The sequence below is a fragment of the Sphingomonas astragali genome, from assembly GCF_051400615.1.
Taxonomy (GTDB): Bacteria; Pseudomonadota; Alphaproteobacteria; order Sphingomonadales; family Sphingomonadaceae; genus Sphingomonas.
This window is the reverse complement of record NZ_JBLFFH010000002.1, coordinates 580,806-607,410: the sequence shown is the minus strand read 5'-3', so window position 1 is coordinate 607,410 and position 26,605 is coordinate 580,806. Positions and strand designations below refer to the sequence as shown.

At 69.0% G+C, this 26,605-nt stretch carries 28 protein-coding genes and 1 tRNA gene; 18 read left to right on the top strand and 11 right to left on the bottom strand.

Annotated features, from left to right (window positions below; genetic code table 11):
- Positions 1-131: 131 nt before the first annotated feature.
- The 3 genes from ilvN to miaA form a co-directional block, all read right to left on the bottom strand.
- A complete protein-coding gene (gene ilvN, locus ACMGER_RS11160; RefSeq protein ID WP_436812216.1) occupies positions 132-647 on the bottom strand; it encodes an acetolactate synthase small subunit in 516 nt (171 codons plus the stop codon).
- Between the two features lie 4 nt (positions 648-651).
- The gene (locus tag ACMGER_RS11155; RefSeq protein WP_436812215.1) at positions 652-2,397 is read right to left on the bottom strand and encodes an acetolactate synthase 3 large subunit; all 1,746 of its coding nucleotides are present in this window, start codon (positions 2,395-2,397) and stop codon (positions 652-654) included.
- An 82-nt stretch (positions 2,398-2,479) separates the two neighbouring features.
- Positions 2,480-3,406: a tRNA (adenosine(37)-N6)-dimethylallyltransferase MiaA gene (gene miaA / locus ACMGER_RS11150; protein WP_436812214.1), complete on the bottom strand. Its 927-nt coding sequence runs from the start codon at positions 3,404-3,406 to the stop codon at positions 2,480-2,482.
- On the opposite strand from miaA, the gene serB reads away from it, so the two are divergent.
- Both serB and ACMGER_RS11140 read left to right on the top strand, forming a co-directional pair.
- Complete coding sequence (serB, locus tag ACMGER_RS11145) at positions 3,399-4,280, top strand: phosphoserine phosphatase SerB (RefSeq protein WP_436812213.1); 882 nt, start codon at positions 3,399-3,401, stop codon at positions 4,278-4,280. The genes miaA and serB overlap by 8 nt on opposite strands.
- Positions 4,281-4,337: 57 nt before the next feature.
- Entirely contained in the window at positions 4,338-4,742 is a 405-nt protein-coding gene (locus ACMGER_RS11140) for a Dabb family protein (protein ID WP_436812212.1), read from the top strand.
- Positions 4,743-4,746: 4 nt separating this feature from the next.
- Here ACMGER_RS11140 and ACMGER_RS11135 read toward each other — a convergent pair whose 3' ends face one another.
- Positions 4,747-5,727, bottom strand: a complete 981-nt coding sequence (locus ACMGER_RS11135; RefSeq protein WP_436812211.1) for an SPOR domain-containing protein — start codon at positions 5,725-5,727, stop codon at positions 4,747-4,749.
- 162 nt (positions 5,728-5,889) lie between these two features.
- On the opposite strand from ACMGER_RS11135, the gene ACMGER_RS11130 reads away from it, so the two are divergent.
- The 3 genes from ACMGER_RS11130 to ACMGER_RS11120 are packed head-to-tail and all read left to right on the top strand — an operon-like array spanning position 5,890 to position 8,482.
- Positions 5,890-6,606 (top strand): AAA family ATPase, encoded by a 717-nt coding sequence (locus ACMGER_RS11130; RefSeq protein WP_436812210.1) that lies wholly within the window; start codon positions 5,890-5,892, stop codon positions 6,604-6,606.
- Position 6,607: 1 nt separating this feature from the next.
- Positions 6,608-7,168 carry a hypothetical protein gene (locus tag ACMGER_RS11125; protein WP_436812209.1) on the top strand — a complete coding sequence of 187 codons (561 nt, stop codon included), beginning with the start codon at positions 6,608-6,610 and terminating at the stop codon, positions 7,166-7,168.
- 9 nt (positions 7,169-7,177) lie between these two features.
- The gene (locus ACMGER_RS11120; RefSeq protein ID WP_436812208.1) at positions 7,178-8,482 is read left to right on the top strand and encodes an SPOR domain-containing protein; all 1,305 of its coding nucleotides are present in this window, start codon (positions 7,178-7,180) and stop codon (positions 8,480-8,482) included.
- A 111-nt stretch (positions 8,483-8,593) separates the two neighbouring features.
- On the opposite strand, the gene ACMGER_RS11115 is transcribed toward ACMGER_RS11120, so the two are convergent.
- Genes ACMGER_RS11115 through ACMGER_RS11105 form a run of 3 tightly spaced genes read right to left on the bottom strand, consistent with a single transcriptional unit; the run spans position 8,594 to position 12,026 of the window.
- The gene (locus tag ACMGER_RS11115) at positions 8,594-9,802 is read right to left on the bottom strand and encodes a dihydroorotase (RefSeq protein ID WP_436812207.1); all 1,209 of its coding nucleotides are present in this window, start codon (positions 9,800-9,802) and stop codon (positions 8,594-8,596) included.
- On the bottom strand, positions 9,799-10,788 hold the full coding sequence (locus tag ACMGER_RS11110) for an aspartate carbamoyltransferase catalytic subunit (protein ID WP_436812206.1): 990 nt from the start codon (positions 10,786-10,788) through the stop codon (positions 9,799-9,801). Before ACMGER_RS11110 ends, ACMGER_RS11115 begins: the two co-directional genes overlap by 4 nt.
- Before the next feature lie 41 nt (positions 10,789-10,829).
- Positions 10,830-12,026 carry a cation:proton antiporter gene (locus ACMGER_RS11105; protein WP_436812866.1) on the bottom strand — a complete coding sequence of 399 codons (1,197 nt, stop codon included), beginning with the start codon at positions 12,024-12,026 and terminating at the stop codon, positions 10,830-10,832.
- A 208-nt stretch (positions 12,027-12,234) separates the two neighbouring features.
- On the opposite strand from ACMGER_RS11105, the gene ACMGER_RS11100 reads away from it, so the two are divergent.
- The gene (locus ACMGER_RS11100) at positions 12,235-12,543 is read left to right on the top strand and encodes a PilZ domain-containing protein (protein ID WP_436812205.1); all 309 of its coding nucleotides are present in this window, start codon (positions 12,235-12,237) and stop codon (positions 12,541-12,543) included.
- Between the two features lie 165 nt (positions 12,544-12,708).
- Here the strand turns inward: ACMGER_RS11100 and ruvX are convergent, their stop codons facing one another.
- Both ruvX and ACMGER_RS11090 read right to left on the bottom strand, forming a co-directional pair.
- The gene (gene ruvX, locus ACMGER_RS11095; RefSeq protein WP_436812204.1) at positions 12,709-13,170 is read right to left on the bottom strand and encodes a Holliday junction resolvase RuvX; all 462 of its coding nucleotides are present in this window, start codon (positions 13,168-13,170) and stop codon (positions 12,709-12,711) included.
- Between the two features lie 19 nt (positions 13,171-13,189).
- Positions 13,190-14,296 (bottom strand): DUF3089 domain-containing protein, encoded by a 1,107-nt coding sequence (locus ACMGER_RS11090; RefSeq protein WP_436812203.1) that lies wholly within the window; start codon positions 14,294-14,296, stop codon positions 13,190-13,192.
- A gap of 141 nt (positions 14,297-14,437) precedes the next feature.
- On the opposite strand from ACMGER_RS11090, the gene gatC reads away from it, so the two are divergent.
- The 6 genes from gatC to ACMGER_RS11060 all read left to right on the top strand — a co-directional run bounded on the left by gatC (position 14,438) and on the right by ACMGER_RS11060 (position 20,541).
- Entirely contained in the window at positions 14,438-14,725 is a 288-nt protein-coding gene (gatC, locus tag ACMGER_RS11085) for an Asp-tRNA(Asn)/Glu-tRNA(Gln) amidotransferase subunit GatC (RefSeq protein ID WP_436812202.1), read from the top strand.
- Complete coding sequence (gene gatA / locus ACMGER_RS11080; RefSeq protein WP_436812201.1) at positions 14,725-16,209, top strand: Asp-tRNA(Asn)/Glu-tRNA(Gln) amidotransferase subunit GatA; 1,485 nt, start codon at positions 14,725-14,727, stop codon at positions 16,207-16,209. The genes gatC and gatA overlap by 1 nt, the downstream gene beginning before the upstream one ends.
- 94 nt (positions 16,210-16,303) lie before the next feature.
- Positions 16,304-17,758: an Asp-tRNA(Asn)/Glu-tRNA(Gln) amidotransferase subunit GatB gene (gene gatB, locus ACMGER_RS11075; RefSeq protein WP_436812200.1), complete on the top strand. Its 1,455-nt coding sequence runs from the start codon at positions 16,304-16,306 to the stop codon at positions 17,756-17,758.
- A gap of 134 nt (positions 17,759-17,892) precedes the next feature.
- On the top strand, positions 17,893-18,657 hold the full coding sequence (locus tag ACMGER_RS11070) for a hypothetical protein (RefSeq protein WP_436812199.1): 765 nt from the start codon (positions 17,893-17,895) through the stop codon (positions 18,655-18,657).
- Positions 18,658-18,907: 250 nt separating this feature from the next.
- Positions 18,908-19,936 carry a M48 family metallopeptidase gene (locus tag ACMGER_RS11065; RefSeq protein WP_436812198.1) on the top strand — a complete coding sequence of 343 codons (1,029 nt, stop codon included), beginning with the start codon at positions 18,908-18,910 and terminating at the stop codon, positions 19,934-19,936.
- Positions 19,933-20,541, top strand: coding sequence for a hypothetical protein (locus ACMGER_RS11060; protein ID WP_436812197.1), 609 nt, complete (start codon positions 19,933-19,935; stop codon positions 20,539-20,541). Before ACMGER_RS11065 ends, ACMGER_RS11060 begins: the two co-directional genes overlap by 4 nt.
- Before the next feature lie 36 nt (positions 20,542-20,577).
- Here ACMGER_RS11060 and ACMGER_RS11055 read toward each other — a convergent pair whose 3' ends face one another.
- Both ACMGER_RS11055 and ACMGER_RS11050 read right to left on the bottom strand, forming a co-directional pair.
- Positions 20,578-20,790, bottom strand: a complete 213-nt coding sequence (locus ACMGER_RS11055) for a hypothetical protein (RefSeq protein WP_436812196.1) — start codon at positions 20,788-20,790, stop codon at positions 20,578-20,580.
- Between the two features lie 12 nt (positions 20,791-20,802).
- A complete protein-coding gene (locus tag ACMGER_RS11050; protein ID WP_436812195.1) occupies positions 20,803-21,030 on the bottom strand; it encodes a hypothetical protein in 228 nt (75 codons plus the stop codon).
- A gap of 103 nt (positions 21,031-21,133) precedes the next feature.
- Here ACMGER_RS11050 and ACMGER_RS11045 point away from each other — a divergent pair.
- The 6 genes from ACMGER_RS11045 to clpX all read left to right on the top strand — a co-directional run bounded on the left by ACMGER_RS11045 (position 21,134) and on the right by clpX (position 26,575).
- Positions 21,134-21,218, top strand: a tRNA-Leu gene (locus ACMGER_RS11045).
- A gap of 76 nt (positions 21,219-21,294) precedes the next feature.
- Positions 21,295-22,953 carry a trigger factor gene (tig, locus tag ACMGER_RS11040; RefSeq protein WP_436812194.1) on the top strand — a complete coding sequence of 553 codons (1,659 nt, stop codon included), beginning with the start codon at positions 21,295-21,297 and terminating at the stop codon, positions 22,951-22,953.
- Between the two features lie 219 nt (positions 22,954-23,172).
- Positions 23,173-24,099, top strand: a complete 927-nt coding sequence (locus tag ACMGER_RS11035; RefSeq protein WP_436812193.1) for a glycosyltransferase family 2 protein — start codon at positions 23,173-23,175, stop codon at positions 24,097-24,099.
- Between the two features lie 124 nt (positions 24,100-24,223).
- Positions 24,224-24,841 (top strand): ATP-dependent Clp protease proteolytic subunit, encoded by a 618-nt coding sequence (locus ACMGER_RS11030; protein ID WP_436812192.1) that lies wholly within the window; start codon positions 24,224-24,226, stop codon positions 24,839-24,841.
- Positions 24,842-24,861: 20 nt separating this feature from the next.
- Positions 24,862-25,206, top strand: coding sequence for a ribosomal protein L7/L12 (locus tag ACMGER_RS11025; protein ID WP_436812191.1), 345 nt, complete (start codon positions 24,862-24,864; stop codon positions 25,204-25,206).
- A gap of 97 nt (positions 25,207-25,303) precedes the next feature.
- Entirely contained in the window at positions 25,304-26,575 is a 1,272-nt protein-coding gene (gene clpX, locus ACMGER_RS11020) for an ATP-dependent Clp protease ATP-binding subunit ClpX (RefSeq protein WP_436812190.1), read from the top strand.
- Positions 26,576-26,605 lie beyond the last annotated feature (30 nt).

The following is a 26,605-nucleotide window of genomic DNA, read 5'->3' as shown; positions in this document are numbered from 1 at the left end:
CGGAGACTTGCCAGCTTGCTGGCCAGTCGGAGTTGGTGAGGGTGATGTGGGGCCGAGAGGGCAGGGACCCTCACCCTCCCATCGCTGTGCGACGGGCCCCTCCCTCTCCCGAAGAGGAGAGGGGAATTTCGCTAAGCCGCCTCCGCCCCCCTGGCGATGGCGACGATGCCGGTGCGGGCGACCTCGACCAGGCCGAGCTCATCCATCAGCTCGACGAACTTGTCGATCTTCTCGATCGCGCCGGTCACCTCGAACACGAAGCTGGAGGTGGTCGCGTCGACCACCCGGGCGCGATAGACCTCGGCGAGGCGCAGCGCCTCGATCCGATGGTCGCCCGTGCCCTTCACCTTGACCAGCGCCAGCTCGCGCTCGACGTGGGGGCCGAGCGCCGTCAGGTCCGTCACCTTGTGCACCGGCACCAGCCGCTCGAGCTGGGCGATGATCTGCTCCATCACCGGCGCCGACGCCGAGGTGACGATGGTGATGCGGCTGATGAGATCGTCAACGCTGATCTCCGACACCGTCAGGCTTTCGATATTATAGCCGCGCGCCGTGAACAGGCCGGCGATCCGGGCGAGGATGCCCGGCTCGTTGTCGACGATCACGGCGAGCGTATGCCGCTCGGCGGTTTCTTCCTTGATGTGCATGGGGTCAGACCAGCGCCTTGGCTTCGTCGTCCATTTCGCCGGAAACCTCGGCGGCCTGGAGGAGCATTTCGGTATGGGCGGCGCCCGAGGGGATCATCGGGAAGCAGTTCGCGAGCTTCGCCACGCGGCAGTCGACCATCACCGGCCCGTCATGGGCCAGCATCGCGGCGATGCCGTCGTCCAACTCCCCGCGGTTCTCGATGCGGATGCCCTTCCAGCCATAGGCTTCGGCCAGCTTCACGAAGTCGGGCAGTGCGTCGGAGTAGCTCTCCGAATAGCGTGACTGGTAGGTCAGCTCCTGCCACTGGCGGACCATGCCCATATATTCGTTGTTGAGGATGAACACCTTGACCGGCAGGCGATACTGGGTCGCGGTCGCCAGCTCCTGGATGTTCATCTGGATCGAGGCCTCGCCGGCGATGTCGATCACCAGCGCATTGGGGTTGCCAAGCTGCGCGCCGATCGCGGCGGGCAGGCCGTAGCCCATCGTGCCGAGCCCGCCCGAGGTGAGCCACTTGTTCGGCGCCTCGAATCCGAAGTGCTGCGCCGCCCACATCTGGTGCTGGCCGACCTCGGTCGAGATGATCGGGGCCCGATCCTTCGTCGCCTCGTAGAGCGCACGGATCGCACGCTGCGGCATGATCGCCTCGCCGCTCTCGACGAAATCGAGGCACTTGGCCGCGCGCCAGCCGTCGATCCGCGCCCACCATTCGCCGAGGTCGGGCTTGGGGTGCTGGCGCGCCTTCCACAGCTTGACCATCGCCTCCAGCGCATGGCCGGCGTCGGCGATCACGGCCAGGTCGATCCGCACCGTCTTGTTCACCGAGGATCGGTCGATGTCGATATGGACCTTGCGGCTGTTCGGGCTGAACGCATCGAGCCGGCCCGTCACGCGGTCGTCGAACCTAGCGCCGATCGCGATGACGAGGTCGGCCTGATTCATCGCCCAGTTCGCCTCATAGGTGCCGTGCATCCCCAGCATCCCGAGCCACTGCGGGCTGGAGGCGGGGAGGGCGCCGAGCCCCATCAGCGTCGAGGTGACCGGCGCACCGGTGATCTTCGCCAGCTCGCGCAGCATCTGCGACGCCGCCGGCCCGGCGTTGATCACCCCGCCGCCGGTGTAGAGCACCGGCCGCTCGGCGGCGGCGAGCATGTCGACCGCCGTCTCGATCGCGGCGAGATCGGGCTTCACCTGCGGGCGATAGGTCTTGTGCTGGATCGGGCCGGGCCTCGCGTAGCGTGCGGTCGCGACCTGGACGTCCTTGGGGATGTCGACCACCACCGGGCCGGGACGGCCGGACGTAGCGATGTGGAACGCCTCATGGATCGTCGCCCCCAGCGTCGCCGGATCCTTCACCAGATAATTGTGCTTGGTGCAGTGCCGCGTGATGCCGACGGTGTCCGCCTCCTGGAAGGCGTCGGTGCCGATCAGTGCGGTCGGCACCTGGCCGGTGATCACCACCATCGGGATCGAATCCATCAGCGCGTCGGTGATGCCGGTGACCGCGTTGGTCGCGCCCGGCCCCGATGTCACCAGCACCACGCCCGGCCTGCCGGTCGAGCGCGCATAGCCTTCGGCGGCGTGGGTCGCCGCCTGCTCGTGGCGGACGAGGATGTGCCGGATCTTCTTCTGCTGGAACAACGCGTCGTAGATCGGAAGGACCGCCCCGCCCGGATAGCCGAACACGACCTCCACGCCGAGATCGCCGAGCGCCTCGACCAGGATATCGGCTCCGCTTTTCTCTGCCACGGTTCGGTCCTTTCTTCGGAAGGTGCATAGCACCGGGTGGAGGCGGCCTGCTAGTAGCAGTAAAACTGCGTGTCAACGCTTATCATGGTAATCTTATTTCAAATTCTTCCAGAATGATGGATGTTTCTGTCTCGTCGGTCCGGCGCCAGCCGACCGGCGGCTGGTGGCGGAACCAGGTATATTGCCGCTTGGCATATTGCCGCGTCGCCGCCTGGGCGCGAGCCACCGCTTCTTCGCGCGTCGAAAGCCCGGCCAGCCAACCGCCGATCTCGCGCACGCCGATCGCCCGGCGCGCCGGCGCGGTTTCGGGCAGGCCGCGGGCGAGCAGCGCCTCCACCTCCTCGACCGCGCCCTGATCCATCATCGTTTCGAATCGCGCATCGCAGCGCGCCACCAGCCATGCGCGATCGGGAAGCAGGACGAGCGGGATGAGGCGGTAATCGCCGGCAATCCCGACGCCCCGCTCCGCCTGCCAGGCCGCGAGCGGCCGGCCGGTCGAGCGGACCACCTCCAGCGCGCGGGCGACGCGTGTCGTATCGGTGGGCCGGAGACGCGCGGCGGCGGCGGGATCGGCTTCGGCGAGCGCGGCATGGGCCTCGGCGACCGGCAGCGCGCGGACCTCGGAACGGATGCCCGGATCGATCTCCGGCACCGGCGCGATGCCGTCGAGCAATGTGCGTAGATAAAGGCCCGTGCCGCCGACGAGGATCGGCAGCCGCCCCTCCGCGATCGTCTCGTCGATCGCCGCCTTCGCCTCCTCCGCCCAGCGCGCGGCGGAATAGCCGAGATCGGCGCCGTCGACATGGCCGAACAGCCGATGCGGCGCGCGGGCCTCCTCCTCTACGCTCGGGCGGGCGGAGAGGATACGCAGGTCGGCATAGACCTGGCTGGCATCGGCGTTGATCAGCGTGCCGCGATGCCGCTCGGCCAGCGTCAGCGCGAGCGCCGACTTGCCGCTCGCGGTCGGTCCTGCGATGAGCGCCAGCAGCGGGAGGTCAGGCGTGTTCATTGCGACGTTGATAGCAGCCGGAAAGCTTTCGGCGGGAGATTTGTCGGAAGCAGCCGATCGGCTCGCCGTCGCCGGCTGCGCGCCGGAGACGTGGCGATGGCTGGACGAGGGCGATGCCGCCGACCTTCCGTTCGCGCACAACCCGGAAATCGCCCGCGGTGCGCTGGAGGGCGCCTTTGCCGCGACCGACGTGGTGGTGCAGCCGGCGGAGGGCAGGGCCAAGGCGCTGCTGGTCGCCGACATGGACTCGACGATGATCACCGTCGAATGCATCGACGAACTCGCCGACTATGCCGGCATCAAGCCTCGGATCGCCGAGGTGACCGAGCGGGCGATGCGCGGCGAGCTCGATTTCGCCCAGGCGCTCGATGCGCGCGTGGCGCTGCTCGAGGGGCTTGACGAGGGCACGATCGACCGCTGCCTCGCCGAGCGGGTGCGGATCATGCCGGGCGCCAGGGCGCTGGTTCGCACGATGCGTGCGCGGGGCGCCTGGACCGTGCTGGTGTCGGGCGGCTTCACCCGCTTCGCCGATCCGGTGGCGGTCGAGATAGGCTTCGATCGCGCCATCGCCAACCGGCTCGTCATCGCCGAGGGCAGACTCGCCGGCACGGTTGAGAAGCCGATCGTCGATTCCTCGACCAAGGAAACGGCGCTCGTGAACGCGATCGCCGAGCGCGGCCTCGCGCCCGAGGCGACGCTGGCTGTCGGCGATGGCGCCAATGACCTCGCGATGATCCGCAGGGCGGGCCTGGGCGTCGCCTATCGCGCCAAGCCGATCGTCGCGGCAGCCGCCGGGGCCCGGATCGACCATGGCGACCTGACGGCGCTGCTGTGGGCGCAGGGGATCGGCCGGCGGGATTGGGTAGAGGATTAGGATTGTCGCCGGCGGCGCTTCACCCTAACCTGGGAAGACAGCGGGAAGATGGATGCAATGGAAACCGATCGCAGGAGCGTTATGACGGTGATAGCGGCGGGCGGCGCAGCCGCCGCGGCGGGCCTCGGCGTGGCGGCTGCAACGCCTATTTCCACGACGCTGATCCATCATGTCCTGTTCTGGCTGAAGAATCCCGGTTCCGCCGAGGATCGCGAGCAGCTGATTGCGGGATTGCGGACGCTTGCGGGTATCGAGGTCATCCGTGGGCTCCATATCGGCGTTCCCGCGCCGACCGAAGCGCGCGACGTGGTCGATGCCAGCTACGACGTGTCGGAGCTGATGTTCTTCGACAGCGTCGCCGACCAGAAGATCTACCAGGATCATCCTATCCATCAGCAATTCGTCGCCCGGTGCAGCCACCTGTGGCGCAAGGTGGTCGTCTACGACACGCTGAAGGCCTGAGCCGTTACTTCCGCACCGGCACGCACTCGCTGCCGGCGCGCCTAATGGTGCCGCAGGCCTGGGCGGCGGCGGCGCTGCTGGCGAAAGGGCCGACCTGGAGCTTGGTCAAGGGACCCGCCTTCACGAAATAGGGCGTGAGCCCGCCGACCGCACCCTTGCGCTGGAGCGTGGCAAGCAGGCCGTGCGCATTGCCGGTCTCGCGGAAGCTGCCGAGCTGCGCCCGCCAGCCACCGTCGGCGCGCGGGGCAGGGGAGGGGTGGGGCTCGTCCCGCCGCTGCGGCGGTGGCGGCGGCGGGCTCGCCCGGCGGCTATCGTTCGCCGCGACGCGCTCCGGCGTCCGCGACGGCGGCACCGGCGCGGACGCGATCGGGCGGACGGGCCGGTCCTCGCTCGCGGCAAGCTCGCTGGTGGTCTGCGCGCGCCGGGCCTGCGCCTCATATTGCCGCGCCAGCTCGGTGCCGCGCTGGCGGTCGGCGAGGCTGATGGCGGCGTCCATCTGCGCCAGCGCGCTCGACGCCTGCGGCAGCCCGGCGGCCGATGCGCGCGTCACCAGCGCATAGGCCTTCACCCAGTCGCGCTTCACCGAGTCGCCGTTGAAGTACATGGTGCCGAGCACATATTGCGCCCGCGGTTCGCCGCGCCCCGCAGATTTCTCCAGCCACGGCAGCGCCTGGTCGCGCTTGTTGTTCTGGAACAGCGCGAGCCCGTAATTGTCCTGCGCCTGGAGATGGCCCTGCTGCGCGGCCTTGCGGTACCATTCCTCCGCCATCGCCAGATCGACCGGCACGCCGCGCCCGAGCTTGTAGGCCTGTCCCAGGTTGAACTGGGCGTCGGGATCGCCGGCCAGCGCCGGGCCGCGCCATTCCTCGACCGCCTTCCGGTACTCGCCGCGCGACCAGGCCTCGACGCCCGCCTTCACGTCGGCGGCCGCCGGCACCGCCAGACCGGCGGCCAGCACCGCCGCACCCAACCATGCATGTCTCATCGCCCGCGTCTCCTGGCTCAAGGGATAATGCCCTTTGCCCCGCAATTGGCAAAGCTTCTCTTAACCACACGCCGCCGGAAATCGCCTCCGGCGCATTAACCGGTTCTTATCGGACCGCATGGCACTGCCGGCATCCAGGAACAGGTGGGCTCAGGGGTGGCAATGCGCGTACTCGCGATGGCATCGCAGAAGGGTGGGTCCGGAAAGACGACGCTTTCCGGACATCTCGCCGTGCAGGCGCAGATGGCGGGCGCAGGCCCCGTCGTGCTGATCGACATCGACCCGCAGGGGTCGCTTTCCGACTGGTGGAACGAGCGGGATACGGATTTCCCGGCCTTCGCCCAGACCACGGTCGCGCGGCTCGCCGCCGATCTGGAGGTGTTGCGCCAGCAGGGCTTCCGCCTCGCCGTCATCGACACGCCGCCGGCGATCACGATGGCGATCCAGAGCGTCATCGCGGTCGCCGAGCTGGTGGTCGTCCCGACCCGTCCCAGCCCGCACGACCTGCGTGCGGTCGGCGCCACCGTCGACCTGTGCGACCGCGCCGGCAAGCCGCTGATCTTCGTCGTCAACGGCGCGACGCCCAAGGCGCGCATCACCAGCGAGGCCGCGGTCGCGCTGTCGCAACACGGCACCGTCGCGCCGGTGACGCTGCACCACCGCACCGATTTCGCCGCGTCGATGATCGACGGCCGCACCGTGATGGAGGTGGACCCGCAGGGCCGCTCCGCCGCCGAGGTCGAGGCGCTGTGGACCTATGTCTCCGACCGGCTCGAGAAGAATTTCCGCCGCACCGTGTTCGCCGCGCCGACCCAGGGCGTCGGTGGCTTCCCCGCGGCGCGGCCTCAGGGCGGCTTCGGCCGCCGGGTGGTGAGCTGACATGGCTGCGATCGGAAACAGCAAGCCGCTGGCCTCGCTCTCCTCGGGGCTGCTCGCGCGCAAGGGGCAGGCGCGGCCGGCGATGCGGCCGCAGGGCTTCCACGGCACCGGGCTCAGCCTGGAGGACCTCGGCTGGAACGACATGGGCGACGTGCCGGAACTCCCCGCGCCCGCGCCGGTGCAGCCGCTGCTCTCCTCGATCGAGCCGCCCGCCGAGGCGCCGGTGCCGCCGGTGCTGGTCGAGCGCCGGGCGCTCCGCCGGGAGTTCGACGAACCCGTCGCCGAGCCGGCGCCCGCGCCGGCCGTCCGCGCCGAGCAGGAGGTCCGCCCCGTCTCGATCGCGACCGCCGCGCGCATCCAGCGCGAGGTCCGCGCCGGCAAGCCCAAGGCGGCGTTCACGCTGCGTCTCGACCCTGAGCGCCACCTGCGCCTCCGCCTCGCCTCGGCGTGCCGCAACCGCTCCGCGCAGGCGCTGGTCACCGAGGCGCTCGACGCCTTCATCGCTTCGCTTCCGGAGGTCGAGCCGCTGGTCGGCCAGCTCTCCCGCCCCGATAAGGCCTGAGAGGGTAGCATGACGTTCCGCATCACCATCGCCGCCGCGCTCGCCGGGGTGACGCTCGCCGGCAGCATCGCCGTCACCGCCGCGAGCGACACCGGCGCCCCGCGCCGCGCCGCCGAGCAGGCCCAGATCGCGTCCAAGGCGCTGGCCAGGCACAAGGCCGCGCAGGCGGTGACGGCGGCGGAGGCCGCGGTCGCGCTGCAGCCGCGCGAGGCGGGCTATCGAACGCTGTTGGGACAGGCCTATCTGATGGCGGGCCGCTTCGTCTCGGCCGGCGAGGCGCTCAAGGACGCGCTGGCGCTCGATCCCGCCGACGGCGCCGCGGCGCTGCATCTCGCGCTGGCGCAGATCGGCACCGGCGACTGGGGTGGGGCGCGCGAGACACTCGATGCGCATCAGGGCAGCATCACTCCGGCCGACCGCGGCCTCGCGCTGGCGCTGGCCGGCGACCCGGTCGGCGCGGTCGAGATACTGATCCCGGCCGCGCGCGGGCCGGAGGCGGACGCCAAGACCCGCCAGAACCTCGCGCTCAGCCTCGCGCTCGCCGGCCGCTGGAGCGACGCCAAGACCGTCGCCGCGCTCGACGTGTCGCCGGCCGAGGTCGACAAGCGCATCGTGCAATGGGCCGCCTTCGCGCGCCCGAGCTCGGCGTCCGACCAGGTCGCCGCGCTGCTCGGGGTGACGCCGGTCGAGGACGCCGGCCAGCCGCGGCAGCTTGCCCTCGGCGTGACCTCGCGCGCTGTGGCCGCGGTCGCGCAGGTGGTCGATCCGGTCGACGCCTACATGCCGGGCACGGGCGAGGCGCCCAAGGTCGCCGCAGAGGCTTCTGCCGCACCGCCGGCGAGCGAGGGCGCCACGTCCGCTCCCGCGGTCGGCATCTCGTTCGCGCCGCATCAGGAGATTGTCCAGGCGATCCCGGTCGCGTCGGCCGAGCGATTGCATGCCACGGCGGCGCCGAAGCCGACGGTCGTCGCCAGGGCCAGGCCGGCGAGGTCCTTCGTTCCCGCCGCGGGCAGCTATTTCGTTCAGCTCGGCGCCTATGAGAATGCCGCCGTCGCCCGGGAGAAGTGGGGTGGACTGGGCCGTCGCATCGCCGCACTCTCGTCGTTGCAGCCGCACGGGATGCAGGCGACGGTGAACGGCGCCAGCTTTTACCGCCTCTCGGTCGGCGGCTTCACGCGCGCCGACGCGGTGCGGCTCTGCGCCGACATCAAGCGTATCGGCGGCCGCTGTTTCGTGCGCGGCACGGTAGGCGAGACGATCGCGAGCTGGTCCAGGCCCCGCCACGGCGGCGGCGTGCAGATGGCCGCGCGCTGAACCTCATTAAGCCCCTCCCCTTCAGGGGAGGGGTTGGGGTGGAGGCTATCCGCGAGCAAAACGGCCTGCCGCACTGCCCCACCCCTGAAGGGGAGGGGCTAAGTCGCGCCTCTAGGCCAGGATTTCCTTCCCGCCCTTGAACATCCGGAGCACCCGGCCTTGCACCGGCAGGCCGTCGAACGGCGTGTTGCCGATCGCCTCGGCGTCGATCTGCCATGGCGTATCCGGGTCGAACAGGATCAGGTCGGCGGGGCGGCCGGGCTCCAGCGTGCCCGTCTCCAGCCCCAGCACCCTTGCCGGATTGGCGGCGAGCAGCGCGAACAGCCGGTCCGGCGGCATCACCGCATCGCGCGCGAGGCCGAGCGCCAGCGCGAGCAGGGTGCGCGTGCCCGCCGCGCCGGGCGCCGAATCGGCGAAGGGCAGGCGCTTCTCCTCGGGTCCGCGCGGATCGTCGCCGGACGCGAGCACGTCGATCGCCCCGTCCCTGAGCGCGGCCAGACACGCCTGGCGATCCGCCTCGCTCCGGAGCGGCGGCGACAGGTGCGCGAAGCTCCGGAAGTCGCTGACCGCGATATCCGACAGCAGCAGGTGCGCCGGCGTGATGCCGCAGGTGACGGCGACGCCGCGCCGCTTGGCCGCGCGGATCAGGTCGAAGCCCGCCGCCGTCGTGACCTGCCGGAAATGAAGCCGCGCGCCGGTCTCCTCGGCCAGCATCAGGTCGCGCGAGATCGCCAATGCCTCGGCGATCGCGGGCGCGGAGGGAAGGCCGAGCAGGGTCGCGGTCAGCCCGTCGGTGGCGACCGCATCGCCGGTGAGGTTCGCATCCTCGGCGTGGCTGATCACCGCCAGGCCGCAGTCACGCGCATAGGCGAGCACCTTGCGCATCAACCCCGAATCGGCGATCCAGCGCCGCCCCGTCGCCACCGCGCGCGCGCCGGCCGAGGCGTTGATCGCCATCTCGGCGAGGTCGGTGCCGGCCAGCCCCCTGGTCGCGGCGCCGAGCGGATGGACCCACAGCTCCGGCTTGCCCATTGTCGCGGCGCGGCGGACGATGCCCGGATCGTCGAGCACCGGCGACTGGTCGGGCATCAGCGCGACGCGGACCACGCCGCCGTCGCGGCACGCCGCCTTGTCGACGGCGAAGGCGCCGAGATCGACGATGCCGGGCGCCAGCGTCCTGCCGGCACAGTCGATCACGGCCGCGTCGGCGGGTACGTCCTCGCCGGCGACGATCGTCTCGCTCTCGATCAGAAGCGTGCCATGACGGATGCCGGTCGCCGGGCAGACGATGCGGGCGTTGGTGAAGGCGATCCGGCTCATGCCCAGCCCTCCACGCCGCGCTCGGCCCGGGTCAGCACGTCGAGGCAGGCCATGCGCACCGCCACCCCCATCTCGACCTGCTCGGTGATCGCCGAGCGGCTGGGATGGTCTGCGACGCTGGAGGCGATCTCGACCCCGCGGTTCATCGGCCCCGGATGCATCACCAGCGCATCGGGCTTGGCGCGTGCCAGCCGCTCGGGCGTGAGGCCGTAGCGGGCATGGAACTCGCGCGTCGAGGGGATGAAGCCGCCCGACATCCGTTCGTTCTGGACGCGCAGCATCATCACCACGTCGGCCCTCTCCAGCGCGGCGTCGAAGTCGGTGAAGGGCGCGACGCCGAACGCCTCGATCGCTGGCGGCATCAGCGTCGAGGGCGCACACACCCGCACCTCCGCCGCCAGCGCCGTCAGCGCCAGGATGTTCGACCGCGCGACGCGGCTGTGGAGCACGTCGCCGCAGATCACCACCCGCTGCCCCTCCACGCGCCCGCGCCGCCGCCGGATCGTCAGCGCGTCGAGCAGCGCCTGCGTGGGATGCTCGTGCCGCCCGTCGCCCGCGTTGAGCACCGGGCAGTCGACCTTGTCGGCGATCAGCTGCACCGCGCCCGAGCTCATGTGCCGGATCACGATCACGTCGGCGCGCATCGCGTTGAGCGTCACCGCGGTGTCGATCAGCGTCTCGCCCTTCTTCACGCTGGACTGGGCGGCGTGCATGTTGACGACGTCGGCGCCCAATCGCTTGCCCGCGATCTCGAACGACAAAAGCGTGCGCGTCGAGTTCTCGAAGAAGGCGTTGATCTGGGTGAGCCCCGCCAGCCGCCCGTCGCCCTTGGCGCGGGTGCGGTTGGCGTCGATCCACTGCTCGGCCTCGTCGAGCAGGAACATGATCTCGTGCGGCTGGAGGCCGGCGATGCCGACGAGATGCCTGTGCGGAAACGCCTCGCGCCCCTTGAGGAGCGCGGCGGGTCGGTGATCGGATGCTGGCATTAAAGCCGACCGCTAGCGCCTGGGCCGGCGCCCGGCAAGCCTCACGCCTTGGCGATCAGCTCGGGGGCGCGGCGCAGGCGCGGCGCCACGATCGGGACCGTCAGCATCGTGCTCGCTACCGCCATCAGCAGCAGCGCGGTGAAGGTGGTGCTGGCGATGATCCCCTTGTCGAGCAGCACGTTGACGAAGATGATCATGATCAGCGCCTTGGTCTGCAAGAGCCAGCCGATCACCCACGCCTCGCCCTTGCCCCAGCCGAGGATGCGCCCGGCGATCTGCACGCCGGCGAGCTTGCCGATTACCGATGCGGCCAGCAGCAGTGCCGCCGCTCCGAACACCGCCAACCCGCCGACCTCCCAGGTGGTGCGCAGCCCCGTCGACAGGAAGAATACCGGCATCATCGTCAGCAGGACGGTGTGACGGAACCGGTCCATCGCCTCCTGCCCGAACATCTCTGCATCGAGCACCGCGCCGGCCAGGAACGCGCCCACCATGTAATGCAGCCCCGCCCAGTCGGCGACGAACCCGCTCAGCGCGAGCCATACCAGCCCGATGTGCCAGCGATCGCGCACCGGCACGCGTTTCAGCAGGGCCCGCGCACCGATCGCGGCGGGAACGAAGGCGATCAGGAACGCCGCCTGCCGCCCGATCCGCTCCCAGTCGAGCAGGATCAGCGCGAGCACGCCCCAGATCGCGACGTCGTCCAGGCTGGCGTAGCGCAGCATCCGCTGCCCGAGCGGCTCGCGCAGGATCGCGAGGTTCTCCATGAGCAGGATGAGGATGGGAAGGGCGGTGACAGCACACGCCATGCCGATGCCGAGCGTGGTCTGCCACCAGTTGCCGTTCGGCCCCATCCACCCGTCCGAACGCAGCAGCAGCGCCGCCGCCGCGCCGCCGAGCAGCAGCGGCACCAACAGGGCGCAGGCGGCGGTGATCCCGGTCTCCTTCCGTTTGACCCATGCCAGGTGCAGGTCCAGCTCGATGCCGGCGATCCATACGAACATCATCACCGCCCACCAGGCGATGCCGTTGAGCGCAGTGATCACCTGCGGCGTGAAGACAGAGGCGTAATAGGAAGGAAAGGCCGCCCCGAGCACTCCGGGCCCCAGGAGGATGCCGCCGATGATCTGAACCACCACCAGCGGCGCATAATAATCGGTGCGCAGCACGCGCCAGACGAGATAAGGCAGCGTGAAGATGATCAGCATCGCGATTAGGAAAACTTCGGTGATGCTCATCGCATGCATTGTCGGCACCTCCCCAAGGCCGGTCGTTGTGGTGGCGATATAATTGAAGATCGGCTATTGACCAGTCGATTCGCTGCCTGGCGATCGCTGCGATATTATCGGGTGGAACGCAGGCGAGCCCCGCGGCCATTAACCAGCCGTTTACCATTGGCGCAGCACAGTGCGGCGGGAGAAGAGCATGGCTTCCAATGCAGTGCACATGACGGATCAACCCACGCCGGTCGAACGGCGTGCCGCGCCTCGCGTGCCGACACCGGTTTCATGGGTCAGCCTCCATCGCGTGATGGGTCAGCCATGCGATGCGATCCTGCGCGACCTTTCGATCTACGGCTGCCGCATCGAGGGCGATCGCCCGCGCAAGCCCGGCGCGTCGGTCCGGCTCAGCCTCGACGGCAGCGCTCCCGTCGCCGCGCGCGTGGTGTGGCGCGACGGCGCGATGATGGGTTGCCGCTTCGACACGCCGATCGACCGTTCGCTGCTCCGCGCGATCGTCCTCAAGCTCGTCTAGGGCGGCCTGCAACAAACCCATGCCGGACTTGTTCCGGCATCCACGCCTCCACGAAGACTGGCGCTGAGGGTCCAGCTTGACCTTCGAAAACAGCCCTTGGTTGCCCGGTGGACCCCGGAACAAGTCCGGGGTGCCGGTGATGGGTCAGGTTTCCGCGCAATCTGCTTAGACGTTCACCAGGGCATCGATCGCCGCCTGCAGGATGTGCGCGGCAGCGAGGCTGTCGACACGCTCGGCCCGCTTGGCCCGGGAAAGATCCTGTTCGATCATCGTCCGCTCGACCGCGACGGTCGACCAGCGCTCGTCCCACAAGAGGATGGGCAGGCCCCAATCCTCGACGTTCCGGGCAAAGGCGCGCGTCGACTGCGTGCGTGGGGAATCGCTGCCGTCGAGGTTGAGCGGGAGGCCGATCACCACCCCCTTCACCGCCTGAGGCGCCAGCATCGCCGTCAGCGCCGCCTTGTCCGCGGTGAACCTGGTGCGCCGGATCAGTGGGGCAGGGGAGGCGAAGCTCCAGCCCGCGTCGCACAGCGCCGTGCCGATCGTCCTCGTGCCGACGTCGAGGCCGAGCAGTCGTCCTCCGTCGGGGAGGGCCGCGCGGAATTCTTGAGGGTTCGTAGTGATCATGCCTCACCGTCATGCCGGACTATTTCCCCGCCTGGAACGCCTTCAGCCGCCGCTCCGCATCCGCGCGCACGTTCGCCCAGAACAGGCTGTAGTCGAACACGTGGTAATTGTTCCCCGGCAGCACATAGGGCCCCACGTCCGGCCCGCTCCCGATCAGCAGGAACCCGCGCCCGTCGCACCGCGCCGGCACCTTGCCCTGTTGCAGCGAGGCACCGCTGAGATCGGCATTGGGGAACAGCGTACCGAGGTTGGCGCCCGCCGGCGCCGCCGCGTCCGGCGTGCCGGTCAGCGGATTGGTGCAGACCATCGGCGTGCTCTTGCGCGGCGCCCCGGTGAAGCCGTCGGTTGCATCGAAGGTATCGACGATCAGCGACGGATCGGCGGGCTCGGCGAAGCTCTGCCACGACAGGATGCAGCCCGTCTGGTCGGCCGCGGCGCACTCCGGCAGCCCGAGCGCCGGCAGGTCGGCGGTACGCGACACCGGCCAGCCGACGACATAGGCCGCGACGATCCGTTTCGCGAGCGGCGTCCCGGCGATGCGCTCGTGCAGCAGCCGCGTCAGGTGGAGCGCCCCCTGGCTGTGCCCCGCCAGGATGATCGGCCGGTCGCCCGCTTCCTCCAGGAACCGGTCGAACGCCAGCGTCACGTCGCGATAGGCGAGGTCCAGCGCCCTCCCGGCATCCGCCTGGTTGGTCAAGAAGGCTCCGAACGTCGCCTGGCGATAGCGCGGCGCCCAGATGCCGCCGACGCCGTTGAACGCGCTCGCCTGACCCCGCAGGAACAGCGCGGCACGATCGTTCGCCTCCTTATTGTCGAGCGGCGCGTTCCAGCGCGCCCGGTCGAGGTACGAGGTCGGATGGATGAAGAACACCGCCGCCGGCGGGTTTTTGGCAGGCGCCATGCCGGCCGGCGTCCACAGCGCGGGATTGCCCGGCAGGTCGGGTCGCGCGATCCACATGTCGCGCCGGGCATAGATGCCCCGCGCCATCGCCGGCTGCGCCTGGAACGACGTGCCCGGCACCATCGCCTGCCGGAGCAGCTGCACGCCGAACAGGCGATAGGCAAAGGTGGCGGCGATGGCGAGCACGATCAGTCCTGCGATGACATAGAGGAATTTCCTGGCCACCCCGGTGACTCCATTGTGCAGTGCAGCATATTAATGAAAGCTGCAATCGCAACCGCCGTGCCTCATGGTTGCTCATTGCGCAATCGCCGGTGCGCATCCGAGGTTGCGCTGCGGCGGGGGCGGGTGCTAGCCGCGCTCCCCATGTCCATCGACATTGCCACCGTGAAGAAGGTCGCGAGCCTGGCGCGCATCGCGATCACCGAGGAGGAGGCCGAACGCCTCGCTCCCGAGCTTGCCAACATCCTCGGCTGGATCGAGCAGCTGGGCGAGGTCGACACCTCGTCCGTGCAGCCGATGACCGCCGTCATCCCCAACCACCTGCGCCTGCGCGACGACGTCGTCACCGACGGCGGCGTGCGCGACCAGGTGCTGGCGAACGCGCCTCAGGCCGAGCATGGCTTCTTCACCGTGCCGAAGGTGATCGAATAATGGCCGAGCTCACCGATCTCGGCGTCGCCGCCATCCGCGACGGCGTCCGCGCAGGCGACTTCTCCGCGCGCGAGGTGGCCGATGCCTTCATCGCCCGCGTCGGCGCGGCCAAGGCGCTCAACGCCTTCCTGGTGGAGACCCCCGATCACGCGCTCGCCGCCGCCAAGGCCGCCGACGATGCACGTGCAGCAGGGGAGGAACCGAAGCCGTTGGCCGGCGTGCCGATCGGCATGAAGGACCTGTTCTGCACCGCCGGCGTGCCGGCGACCGCGGCCAGCCACATCCTCGAAGGCTTCACGCCGACCTACGAATCGACCGTGTCGGGCAATCTCTGGCGCGCGGGCGCGGGGATGCTCGGCAAGCTCAACATGGACCAGTTCGCGATGGGCTCGTCCAACGAGACGAGCTATTTCGGCAACGTCGTCTCGCCCTGGCGCCGCAGCGACGGCGGCAACGCCCCGCTCGCACCGGGCGGTTCCTCGGGCGGCAGTTCGGCGGCGATCGCGGCGCGGCTGTGCCCGGGCGCGACCGGCACCGATACCGGCGGCTCGATCCGCCAGCCGGCGGCGTTCACCGGCATCTCGGGCATCAAGCCGACCTATGGCCGCTGCTCGCGCTGGGGCGTGATCGCCTTCGCCTCGTCGCTCGACCAGGCCGGCCCGATGGCGCGCGACGTGCGCGACTGCGCGATCCTGCTGGAGGCGATGGCCGGCTTCGATCCCAAGGACGCGACTTCGCTCGAGCTCGACGTGCCACGCTGGGAAGCGGGATTGTCGAGTGATCTCAAGGGCAAGCGGATCGGTATTCCCAGGGAGTATCGGGTCGACGGGATGCCCGCCGAGATCGAGGCGCTGTGGCAGCAGGGCATCGACTGGCTGAAGGATGCCGGCGCCGAGGTGGTCGAGGTATCGCTGCCCCATACCAAATACGCGCTGCCGGCCTATTACATCATCGCGCCGGCGGAGGCGTCGTCGAACCTCGCCCGCTACGACGGCGTACGCTATGGCCAGCGCGAGCTGCCCGACGGCGCTGGCCTGCAGGACATGTATGCGGCGACCCGTGCGGCCGGTTTCGGCGACGAGGTCAAGCGTCGCATCATGATCGGCACCTATGTGCTCTCGGCCGGCTTCTACGACGCCTATTACACCCAGGCGCAGAAGGTCCGCACCTTGATCGCGCGCGATTTCGAGCAGGTCTGGGAAAGCTGCGACCTGCTGCTGACCCCCACCGCGCCCTCGGCCGCCTTCGCGCTGGGCGAGAAGAGCGCCGATCCGATCGCGATGTATCTGAACGACGTCTTCACCGTGCCGTCGAGCCTCGCCGGCCTGCCGGCGATGAGCGTGCCGGGCGGCCTCGACGCCGCCGGCCTGCCGCTCGGCCTCCAGATCATCGGCAAGCCGCTCGACGAGCAGGGCGTGCTCGACGCCGGTCTCGCGATCGAGCAGCGCGCCGGCTTCACCGCCCGGCCGGAAGCCTGGTGGTAAGGATGCTCTCCTTGGTGCATTCGGACGGATCTCCATAGGGCAAGGCCGCGGGACCGGGCTTTCCAACGATCCGTCGACGCCATATGGGGACGGCATGTCTGCAGAATATCGCATCCAGGGGGCCACCGGTGAGTGGGAGGTCGTGATCGGGCTGGAGGTCCACGCCCAGGTCACCTCCAACGCCAAGCTGTTCTCGGGCGCCTCGACCGCCTTCGGCGCCGAGCCCAATACCCAGGTCAGCCTGGTCGACGCGGCGATGCCGGGAATGCTGCCGGTTCCCAACAGGGAGTGCATCCGCCAGGCGGTGCGCACCGGCATGGCGATCGAGGCGAAGATCAACAGATGGTCTCGTTTCGACCGCAAGAACTATTTCTACGCCGACCTGCCGCAGGGCTATCAGATCAGCCAGCTCTACCACCCGCTGATCGGCGAGGGCGCGATCGAGATCGAGGTCGACGACGCGACCAAGACCGTCGGCGTCGAGCGCATCCACGTCGAGCAGGACGCCGGCAAGCTGATGCACGACCAGCACCCGACCCGCAGCTATGTCGACCTCAACCGCTCGGGCGTCGCGCTGATGGAGATCGTCAGCCGGCCGGACATGCGTTCTCCTGCTGAAGCGGGAGCCTACCTGCGTAAACTCAGATCGATTCTGAGATACGTGGGCAGCTGCGACGGCAATATGGAAGAGGGTTCGATGCGCGCCGACGTCAATGTGTCGGTCCGCAGGCCCGGTGAACCGTTCGGCATCCGCACCGAGACCAAGAACGTCAACTCGGTCCGCTTCGTCATGCAGGCGATCGAGCATGAGGCGATGCGCCAGGTCGACGTGCTCGAGGCGGGCGGCAGGATCGTACAGGAGACGCGGCTGTTCAATCCGGACACCGGCACGACGCGGTCGATGCGTTCCAAGGAGGACGCGCACGACTATCGCTACTTCCCCGATCCGGATCTGCTGCCGCTCGAGCTCGAGGACGCGTTCCTCGAGGAATGCCGCGCCAGCCTCCCCGAGCTGCCCGACGCCAAGCGCGCGCGCTACGAGGGGCTGGGGATCACCCCCTACAACGCCGGCGTGCTGACCGCGGAGGTCGAGACCGCGCGCTGGTTCGACGCGCTGCTGGAGGCGGGCGCCGCGCCCGTCCAGGCCTCCAACTGGGTCGCCTCGGAGCTGTTCGGCGCCCTCAACCGCCTCGGCAGGGACATCGCCGAATCGCCGGTGTCGCCGAATCAGGCGGCCGAGCTGCTCGCCCTGGTCGCCGACGGCACGCTGTCGGGCAGCCTTGCCAAGCAGGTGTTCGAGGTGATGCTGGAGACCGGCGACGATCCGGCGAAAATCGTCGAGGAACGCGGCCTCAAGCAGACGTCGGACACCGGAGCGATCGAGGCGGTGATCGCCGACGTGCTCGTCAACAACCCCGGCCAGCTCGAACAATATCGCGCCGGCAAGCAGCAGCTGTTCGGCTTCTTCGTCGGCCAGACGATGAAGGCGATGGGCGGCAAGGCCAACCCCGGCGTGGTCAACGAGCTGCTGAAGAAAGCGCTGGACTGAGCCAGAACCGTCATCCCGGCGAAAGCCGGGATGACGGTTCTGGTGGCCCGCGCACGATCCCCCTTGGCAATCCCATCCCGCTCGATAGGATGCCGTCTCGCGCCGTTGGGGAACGGCGTGGAGGGGATGTCATCATGTGGCGCTACGTGCTCGCGGCATTGGTCGCGCTTGCCGGCGTTCCGGCGATGCCGGCGCACGCCCAGTTCGGGACCGAGGCTTCGGCCTCCAGGCAGGATTTCGCTTTCCCGAAGGACGGACCGGTCCGCATCCTGGTGTTCCGGCCGGACGTGCGCGTCGGCGAGCAGTCGACCGGCGGCCTCAACGAGCCCAATGCCGACTGGACCCAGGCGGCGCGCAGGAACATCGCCGACGCGCTCGACCATAGCCCGATGACCGAAGGCGCCGAGATCAAGCCGATGCCCGAGCCGGAGGGCGAGGACGGCGCTCTGTTCGCCGACTATCGCGCACTGTTCCGCGCCGTGGTCGACGCGGTGGTCCAGCACAAGCTGTTCGCCGGCAACCGCCTGCCCACCAAGCGCGCCGACTTCAACTGGACGCTCGGCCCCGGCATCGCGCGCCTCGGCGAGATCGGCGGCGGCGACTATGGCCTCTTTCTCTACATGTTCGACAGCTACGGCTCGGCGGGTCGCAAGGCGGCGCAGGCGGCGGGCTTCCTGGGGTGCCTGGTCGGCTTCTGTATCGTTCAGCAGGCCGGCGTTCACATCGGCTATGCGGGGCTGGTCGACCTCAGGACCGGCGAGCTGGTCTGGATCAATGCCGACCTCAGGATGGGCGGCGACGTGCGCGAGGCGGACGGTGCGACGAAGCGTGTCGCACAGCTTCTCGAGGATTTCCCGGGGCGGGCGGGGGCCCAGCCCGCGGTGACGGCGGCGAAGTGAGGTGACAATTCTCCCCGCTCCCGTTCGCCCCGAGCTTATCGAAGGGCGAAAGTCCCAAGCGATTCGCTCGCGGCACGGTGGCCCTTCGACGAGCTCGGGGCGAACGGGGAGGAGGCGGTGGGCCGGTCTTGTAGTCGCCACCGCGCTCCTCGCCCCGCCGGTCCAGGCCCAGGTCCACACGGGCGACGCCGCCACCGCCCCCACCATCGACGGCTACCAGCCGCAGGGCACCGACGAGCGCGGCCTGTGGATGGAGGTCGAGGAGGCCGAGCGCGAGCTCAAGACCTCGAACTTCGTGGTGCGCGATGCAGCGCTCAACGCCTATGTCAGGGGCGTGCTCTGCCGCACCGTCGGCGACGACAAGTGCCGCGCCGCGCGCATCTACATCGTGCGCACGCCCTTCTTCAACGCCAACATGGCCCCGAACGGCATGATGCAGGTGTGGACCGGCCTGCTCCTGCGGACGCAGAATGAGGCGCAGCTCGCCGCGGTGTTGGGCCACGAGTTCGCCCATTTCGAGCAGCGCCATCAGCTCCGCGGCTTCCGCGACGCCCGCGCCAGGACCGACGCCATGGCCTGGCTGTCCTTCCTCCCCTACGGGATCGGCCTGCTGGGCCAGGTCGGCCAGCTCGGCGGCTATTTCGCCAACAGCCGCGAGATGGAGCAGGAGGCGGACGTGCTGGGCCTGAAGGCGATGTCCGCCGCCGGCTACGCTCCAGGCGAGGCGCCGAGAATCTGGAGCCAGCTGCGCGCCGAGCAGGACGCCACCGCCGCCGAGCGCCGGCGCAAATCGAAGAAGGACAAGAACGGCGGCTTCTTCGCCACCCACCCCAACAGCGCCGCGCGCGTCGCCTATCTCGCGGCGGCGGCCAGGGCGCTGCCCGGCGACCGCGCCGGCGAGGCCGAGTACCGCGCCGCGCTCGCGCCCTGGTGGCCGGCGCTGATCGACGACCAGATCAAGCTCAACGACTTCGGCGCGACCGAATTCCTGCTGAACGAGCTGGCGCAAGGCGGCGGCTGGACCGCCGACCTGCTCTATGCGCGCGGCGAGCTCTACCGCTCGCGCGGCACCGATGCGGACATGGCCAAGGCGGCGGATTTCTACCGCCAGGCGCTCGCCGCGGGCTCGACGCTGCCCGAGGCGCGGCGCGGGCTCGGCCTCGCGCTGCTCCGCACCGGCGCGACCGCGGAGGGGCAGGCGATGCTCAGGCACTATGTGACGATGAAGCCGGACGCGGGCGACCGCGCGATGATGGCCGCGCTGGCAGGGGGCGTGTGACGATGCGGATTGGGCGGACATGGACGAAGGCGGCGCTCGCCGTCGCGATCGCGATGCAGCCGGTGGCGGCCGAGGCCGGCTGGAAGCGGATGATCGGCGGCCAGCCGGTCGGCGTCGTCAAGGCGACGATGCAGGTGACGCCGGTCGGCGACTGGAACCGCGCCAGCGCCCGCCCGTCGAAGAAGGGGGAAAGCTGGACCCAGGACGGCATGTCGCTCAACGAGCTGTCCTTCTTCGCCGGCATCGCGCCCGGCGAGGCGATCTACCGCGAGCGCCGCAAGAAGGACGAGCCGCTCCCCAAGTTCCGCGCCGGGATGCTGCCGCCGGAGATCGTCGGCCTGGTCGAGGGATCGCACCGCATCATCCTCAAGACCTCGCTGTTCGCGGTCGATTCGGTCGAGCCGGCGACCTTCCTGGGGCAAAGCGGCGTGCGCTTCACCTACCATTATGTCGTCCAGGACGAGGAGGTCCGCCGCAAGGGCGAGGGGCGGGCGGCGATCATCGGCGGCAGGCTCTACCTCATCACCTACGCTGCGCCTGCGATCCACTATTTCGACGCAGGGATCGGCGAAGCGCGCAGGATCATGGATTCGGCGCGGATCTGACCAAGATCCTCCCCGTGCCGGGGAGGACCCTATGCGTTACTGCCCCGCATCCCCCTGGTTCTTCACCTCGCCGCCGGCACCACCTGCGCTGTCCGGCGACACTGTCGGCTCCAGCGGCGAATCGGAGTCGGCGCCCCGGCGCCTGAGTTCGTCGCTGCGGCTTTCGACCGCCTGCTCGATGTCGCTGCGCTCGTCGTGGCCGCTCTCCGGCGGGCTGTCGGGGTGGGGATCGCGCTCACGGTCGCTCATGACGTTGCTCCTTCAGGCAATCGGCTGGATCGGCGGCACGCCGGGATCGCTGCCCGGCGTCGGCACGTCGATATCGGGCCCGGGCGGGTCGACCTCCGGCGGCGGCGCGTCGGGCCGGCCCGGAGCCGGCTGCGGCGGAGTCTCGGGCGGCGGGGTGGTCGGCTGGCCCGGCTGCGGTGCCGGCGGCGGTCCGGGCGGGGGCGGGGCATCGGGGCCGGGGATCGGCGGTTCGACGGGCATTTCGGGCGTCTCCTTCGCCGATCCAACGTTTGCCCGACCGCCGTGGTTGCGCCCGCGCGCGCCTTTGCTATAGAGCCGCGCGCACACCGGCGGTGTCCCGTATGCGGGCGTGGCGGAACTGGTAGACGCGCCAGGTTTAGGTCCTGGTATCGAAAGATGTGGGGGTTCGACTCCCTTCGCCCGCACCAGCCCGTTCCCACGCACGCGCTGGCAGGACGCCGCCTGATCCGATTCCCGAGAGAAGAACGAGAGCAACCCCATCCCATGCAGACTGTCGAGACGTTGAACGAGGGCCTGAAGCGCGCCTATACGCTGACGATCACCGCGAAGGACATCGACGCCAAGGTCGATGCCGAAGTGAAGCGCGTCGCGCCGCAGGTGCGGATGCCCGGCTTCCGCCCCGGCAAGGTGCCCGTGAACCTCATCCGCAAGATGCATGGCGAGGCGCTGGCGCAGGACGCGCTCAACAGCTCGATCCAGGACGGCGTGCAGTCGCTGGTGAGCGAGTTCAAGCTGCGCCCGGCCACCCAGCCCGCGGTCCGCCTCAACGACGACTATGAGGCCGGCAAGGACGCCGAGATCACCATCGAGCTCGAGGTGCTGCCCGACGTGCCCACCCCGTCGATCGACGGCCTCAAGCTCGAGCGGCTGACCGTTCCGGTCGACGAGGCGAAGATCGACGAGCGGCTGGCTGAGCTCGCCGGCCAGTCGAAGAGCTTCGACGAGGCGCCCAAGAGCTACGAGGCCAAGACCGGCGACCTGGTGGTGATGGACTTCGCCGGCAAGGTCGACGGCGTCGCCTTCGACGGCGGCACCGGCACCGACATGTCGATCGAGATCGGCTCGGGCCGGCTGATCCCGGGCTTCGAGGACCAGCTCGTCGGCGTCAAGGCGGGCGACGAGAAGACGGTCGAGGTGGCCTTCCCCGAGGATTATCCGGTCGAGAAGCTGAAGGGCAAGCCCGCGACCTTCGACGTCAAGGTCACGGCGGTGAAGACGCCCGGCGAGACCAGGATCGACGACGATCTCGCCAAGAACCTGGGCCTGGAGAGCCTCGAGCAGCTGCGCGGCATCCTCAAGGGACAGGCCGAGCAGGAGCTCAACGGCCTCACCCGCACCTATATGAAGCGCAAGCTGCTCGACCAGCTCGCCGCCGGACACGACTTCCCGGTGCCGCCGACGATGGTCAGCCAAGAGTTCGACCAGATCTGGCACCAGCTCCAGCACGAGGCGGAGCATGAGGAGGACGTCGCGGCGGCCAAGGCCGAGCTCGAGGCCGAGAAGGACGATTATCGCGCGATCGCCGAGCGCCGCGTGCGCCTGGGCCTGCTCCTGTCGGAGATCGGCCAGGCCAACGGCGTCGAGGTGACGCAGCAGGAGATGAACATGCTGGTCCAGCAGGCGGCGTCGCAGTACCGCCCGGAGGATCGCCAGCGCTTCGTCCAGTATATCCAGCAGGAGCCGCTCGCCGCCGCCCAGCTGCGTGCCCCGCTCTATGAGGACAAGGTCGTCGACTTCCTGTTCGACAAGGCGGAGATCACCGACCGCGAGGTGACCCGCGAGGAGCTCGAGGCCGCGATCGAGAGCGACGACGGCTTCGCTTCGGGCACGCACGCCCACGACCACGACAGCCCGAAGCCGCGCAAGGCGCCGAAGAAGGCTGTTGCGACGGCCGAGGAGCCGGCGAAGAAGGCCGCGACCAAGGCTGCTCCCGCCAAGGAGGAGAAAGCTCCCGCGAAGAAGGCGGCCGCCAAGAAGGACGAATCGCTGAGCGAAGCGGTCGCAGAGGCCGAGCTGGTCGCCGAGGAGCCGGTCAAGAAGGCGGCGACCAGGAAGGCACCGGCGAAGAAGGCCGAAGCTGCCGAGGCGGAAGCCAAGCCCGCTGCCAAGAAGGCTCCGGCCAAGAAGAAGGCGGAGGCTTAATCTTTTCTTCCCTCTCCCCTTGTGGGAGAGGGTTGCGCAGACTTGGGTCGCGCTCTTGCGCGGCCCTAGTCGGAGCTGGGTGAGGGGAAGGCGGTCGCGCTTGCGACCGCGCGGCTTCTGCGAAGCCGCTTACCCCTCATCCAACCTCCGCTAAGCGGCTGGCGCCGCTAAGCTACGGTATCCTTCTCCCACAAGGGGAGAAGGCTTGGGGGCTTCGACTTGAACCAGCCACGCATCGCCGTCCTGCTGCCCTGCTACAATGAGGAAGCCGCGATCGCGCAGACGATCGCGGGCTTCCGCGACGCGCTCCCCGGCGTCGCCATCTATGTCTACGACAATAATTCGCGCGACCGCACGGTCGAGGTGGCGAAGACGGCCGGCGCGATCGTCCGCGGCGAGCGGATGCAGGGCAAGGGCAACGTCGTCCGCCGCATGTTCGCCGACGTCGACGCCGACGTCTATGTGATGGCCGACGGCGACGCGACCTATGATCCCAAGGCTGCGCCGAAGATGGTCGCCCGCCTGCTCGAGGACGGCCTCGATATGGTGGTCGGCACCCGCGTGCACGAGGCGGCCGAGGCGTACCGGCGCGGCCATGTGCTCGGCAACCGGCTGATGACCGGCATCCTCGCCCGACTGTTCGGACGAACTTTCACCGATATCTTCTCGGGTTACCGCGTCTTTTCAAGACGCTTCGTGAAGAGCTTCCCGGTGCTGTCGGGCGGGTTCGAGATCGAGACCGAGATCAGCGTTCATGCGCTGGAGCTCAAGATGCCGGTCGGCGAGGTCGAAACGCCGTATTTCGCCCGTCCGGAGGGTTCGGCATCGAAGCTCAACACCTGGCGCGACGGGCTGCGCATCCTGAATACGATCGTCACGCTCTACCGCATCGAGCGACCGATGCTGTTCTTCGGTCTGATCGGCGGCCTGCTCGCCTTGGTCGCGGTGCTGCTCTCGATCCCGCTGGTGGTCACCTACGCCCGGACCGGCCTGGTCCCGCGCTTCCCGACCGCGATCCTGGCGACCGGCCTGATGATCCTGGCGTCGTTGAGCGCCACGGCGGGTCTGATCCTCGACACCGTCGTCCGCGGCCGCCGCGAGGTACGGCGGCTGGCCTATCTCGCCGTGCGGGGACCCTCGACCTAGCCTTCTGCCAAGCGGAAACGGGGACTACACCCATCGGTTTCACCTTGTTCTCCCCTTGCGTCGGGAAAGTGGAACGCCGATGTAAGGCGTCCACCTTTCAGAGCGGACTGTCATGCACGATCCTATGAGCGCCCTTGTCCCTATCGTCATCGAGCAGTCGAGCCGCGGCGAACGCAGCTTCGACATCTACTCGCGCCTGCTGCGCGAGCGGATCGTGTTCGTGACTGGCCCGGTCGAGGATCACATGGCCTCGCTCATCACCGCCCAGCTGCTGTTCCTCGAATCGGAGAACCCGAAGAAGGACATCTGGATTTACATCAACTCGCCGGGCGGCGTGGTGACGGCGGGCATGGCGATCCACGACACCATGCAGTACATCCGCCCACGAGTCGGCACGGTGTGCATCGGCCAGGCGGCGTCGATGGGCAGCTTCCTGCTCGCCTCGGGCGAACCGGGGATGCGCGTCGCGCTCACCAACGCCCGGATCATGGTCCACCAGCCCTCGGGCGGCGCCCAGGGCATGGCCAGCGACATCGAGATCCAGGCCAAGGAGATCCTGCGCATCCGCAAGCGGATGAACGATCTCTACGCCAAGTACACCGGCAAGGAGCTGACGGAGATCGAGCGGGCGATGGACCGCGACACCTTCCTCGAGGCGGAAGAGGCGAAGGCCTTCGGCATCGTCGACGAGGTGTTCGACAAGCGCCCGACGCCGGCCGAAGACGCCGCCCAGGCCGCCTGAGAGCGCGCAAGGATCGGCCGATGGGCAGTTTCTCGCTGATACATTCGCTGATCCTGCTGCTCCCGGTGATCGCTGCCGGCCTGCTCGCGCTGCTGCTGTCGCGACGCCGGGGCCGGCGCGACGATCTGGGGGTGCCGCCGCGCCCGGCGCAGCCTGCCGCCATCGTGCCGCCGGCTCCGCCTGCCGCGTCTGTCCAGGCGCCGGTGACGCTGCCGCCGGACGTCGAGATGAAGGTCTGGGTCGAGCTGCGCGACGGCAACGTGATCAACGCCGTCAAGCTTGTACGCGACGCCACCGGTCTCCATCTCAAGGAGGCGCAGGAGATGGTCGACGAGCTGCGGCGCCGCGATCCCCAGCTAAGGTGACTGCAACGGATTTTTCATTGTGGGTTTACGTAGGCGCGTTAGGATGCGTGCCCGAATGTTGGACGCGCCAGTATCTTCGCGCGCAAGAGGTGATTGAATGACCAAGCTGAGCGGTGGCGACTCGAAGAGCACCCTCTATTGCTCCTTCTGCGGCAAGTCGCAGCACGAGGTGCGCAAGCTGATCGCGGGCCCCACCGTCTTCATCTGCGACGAGTGCGTGGAGCTGTGCAACGACATCATCCGCGAGGAGACCAAGTCCGCGCTGGTGTCGAAGAAGGACGGCGGCGTGCCCACGCCGCAGGAGATCTGCGACGTCCTCGACGATTACGTGATCGGCCAGAACCGCGCCAAGCGTGTGCTCTCCGTTGCCGTGCACAACCACTACAAGCGCCTCAACCACGGCGCCAAGGGTGCGGACGTCGAGCTGTCGAAGTCGAATATCCTGCTCGTCGGCCCCACCGGCTGCGGCAAGACTTTGCTCGCGCAGACGCTGGCGCGCATCCTCGACGTGCCGTTCACCATGGCGGATGCGACCACGCTGACCGAGGCGGGCTATGTCGGCGAGGACGTCGAGAACATCATCCTCAAGCTGCTCCAGGCGTCGGACTACAACGTCGAGCGGGCACAGCGCGGCATCGTCTACATCGACGAGATCGACAAGATCAGCCGCAAGGCCGAGAATCCTTCGATCACCCGCGACGTCTCGGGCGAGGGCGTGCAGCAGGCGCTGCTCAAGCTGATGGAGGGCACCACCGCCTCGGTGCCCCCGCAGGGCGGCCGCAAGCACCCGCAGCAGGAGTTCCTGCAGGTCGACACGACCAACATCCTGTTCATCTGCGGCGGCGCCTTCTCGGGCCTCGACAAGATCATCGGCGACCGCCTCCAGGGCAAGTCGATCGGCTTCGGCGCGCACGTCGCCGCGCCCGAGGAGCGGCGCACCGGCGAGGTGCTGAAGAGCGTCGAGCCCGAGGATCTGCTCAAGTTCGGCCTGATCCCCGAGTTCGTCGGCCGCCTGCCGGTGATCGCGACGCTCGAGGACCTCGACACCGAGGCGCTGATCAAGATCCTGACCGAGCCCAAGAACGCGCTGGTCAAACAGTATCAGAAGCTGTTCGACATGGAGGAGGTGAAGCTCGGCTTCACCGAGGACGCGCTGGTCGCGACCGCCAAGCGGGCGATCGACCGCAAGACCGGCGCGCGCGGCCTGCGCTCGATCTTGGAGGGCATATTGCTCGACACCATGTTCGACCTGCCCAGCATGGACGGCGTCGACGAGGTGATGATCGACAAGGACGTCGTCGCCGGCACCAAGGAGCCGGTGCGCGTCTATGCCAAGAAAGAGAAGGAAAAGGCGGGCGACGCCGCCTAGTCGATCCGGTTGAGCTTGAGCCGCCGTCGT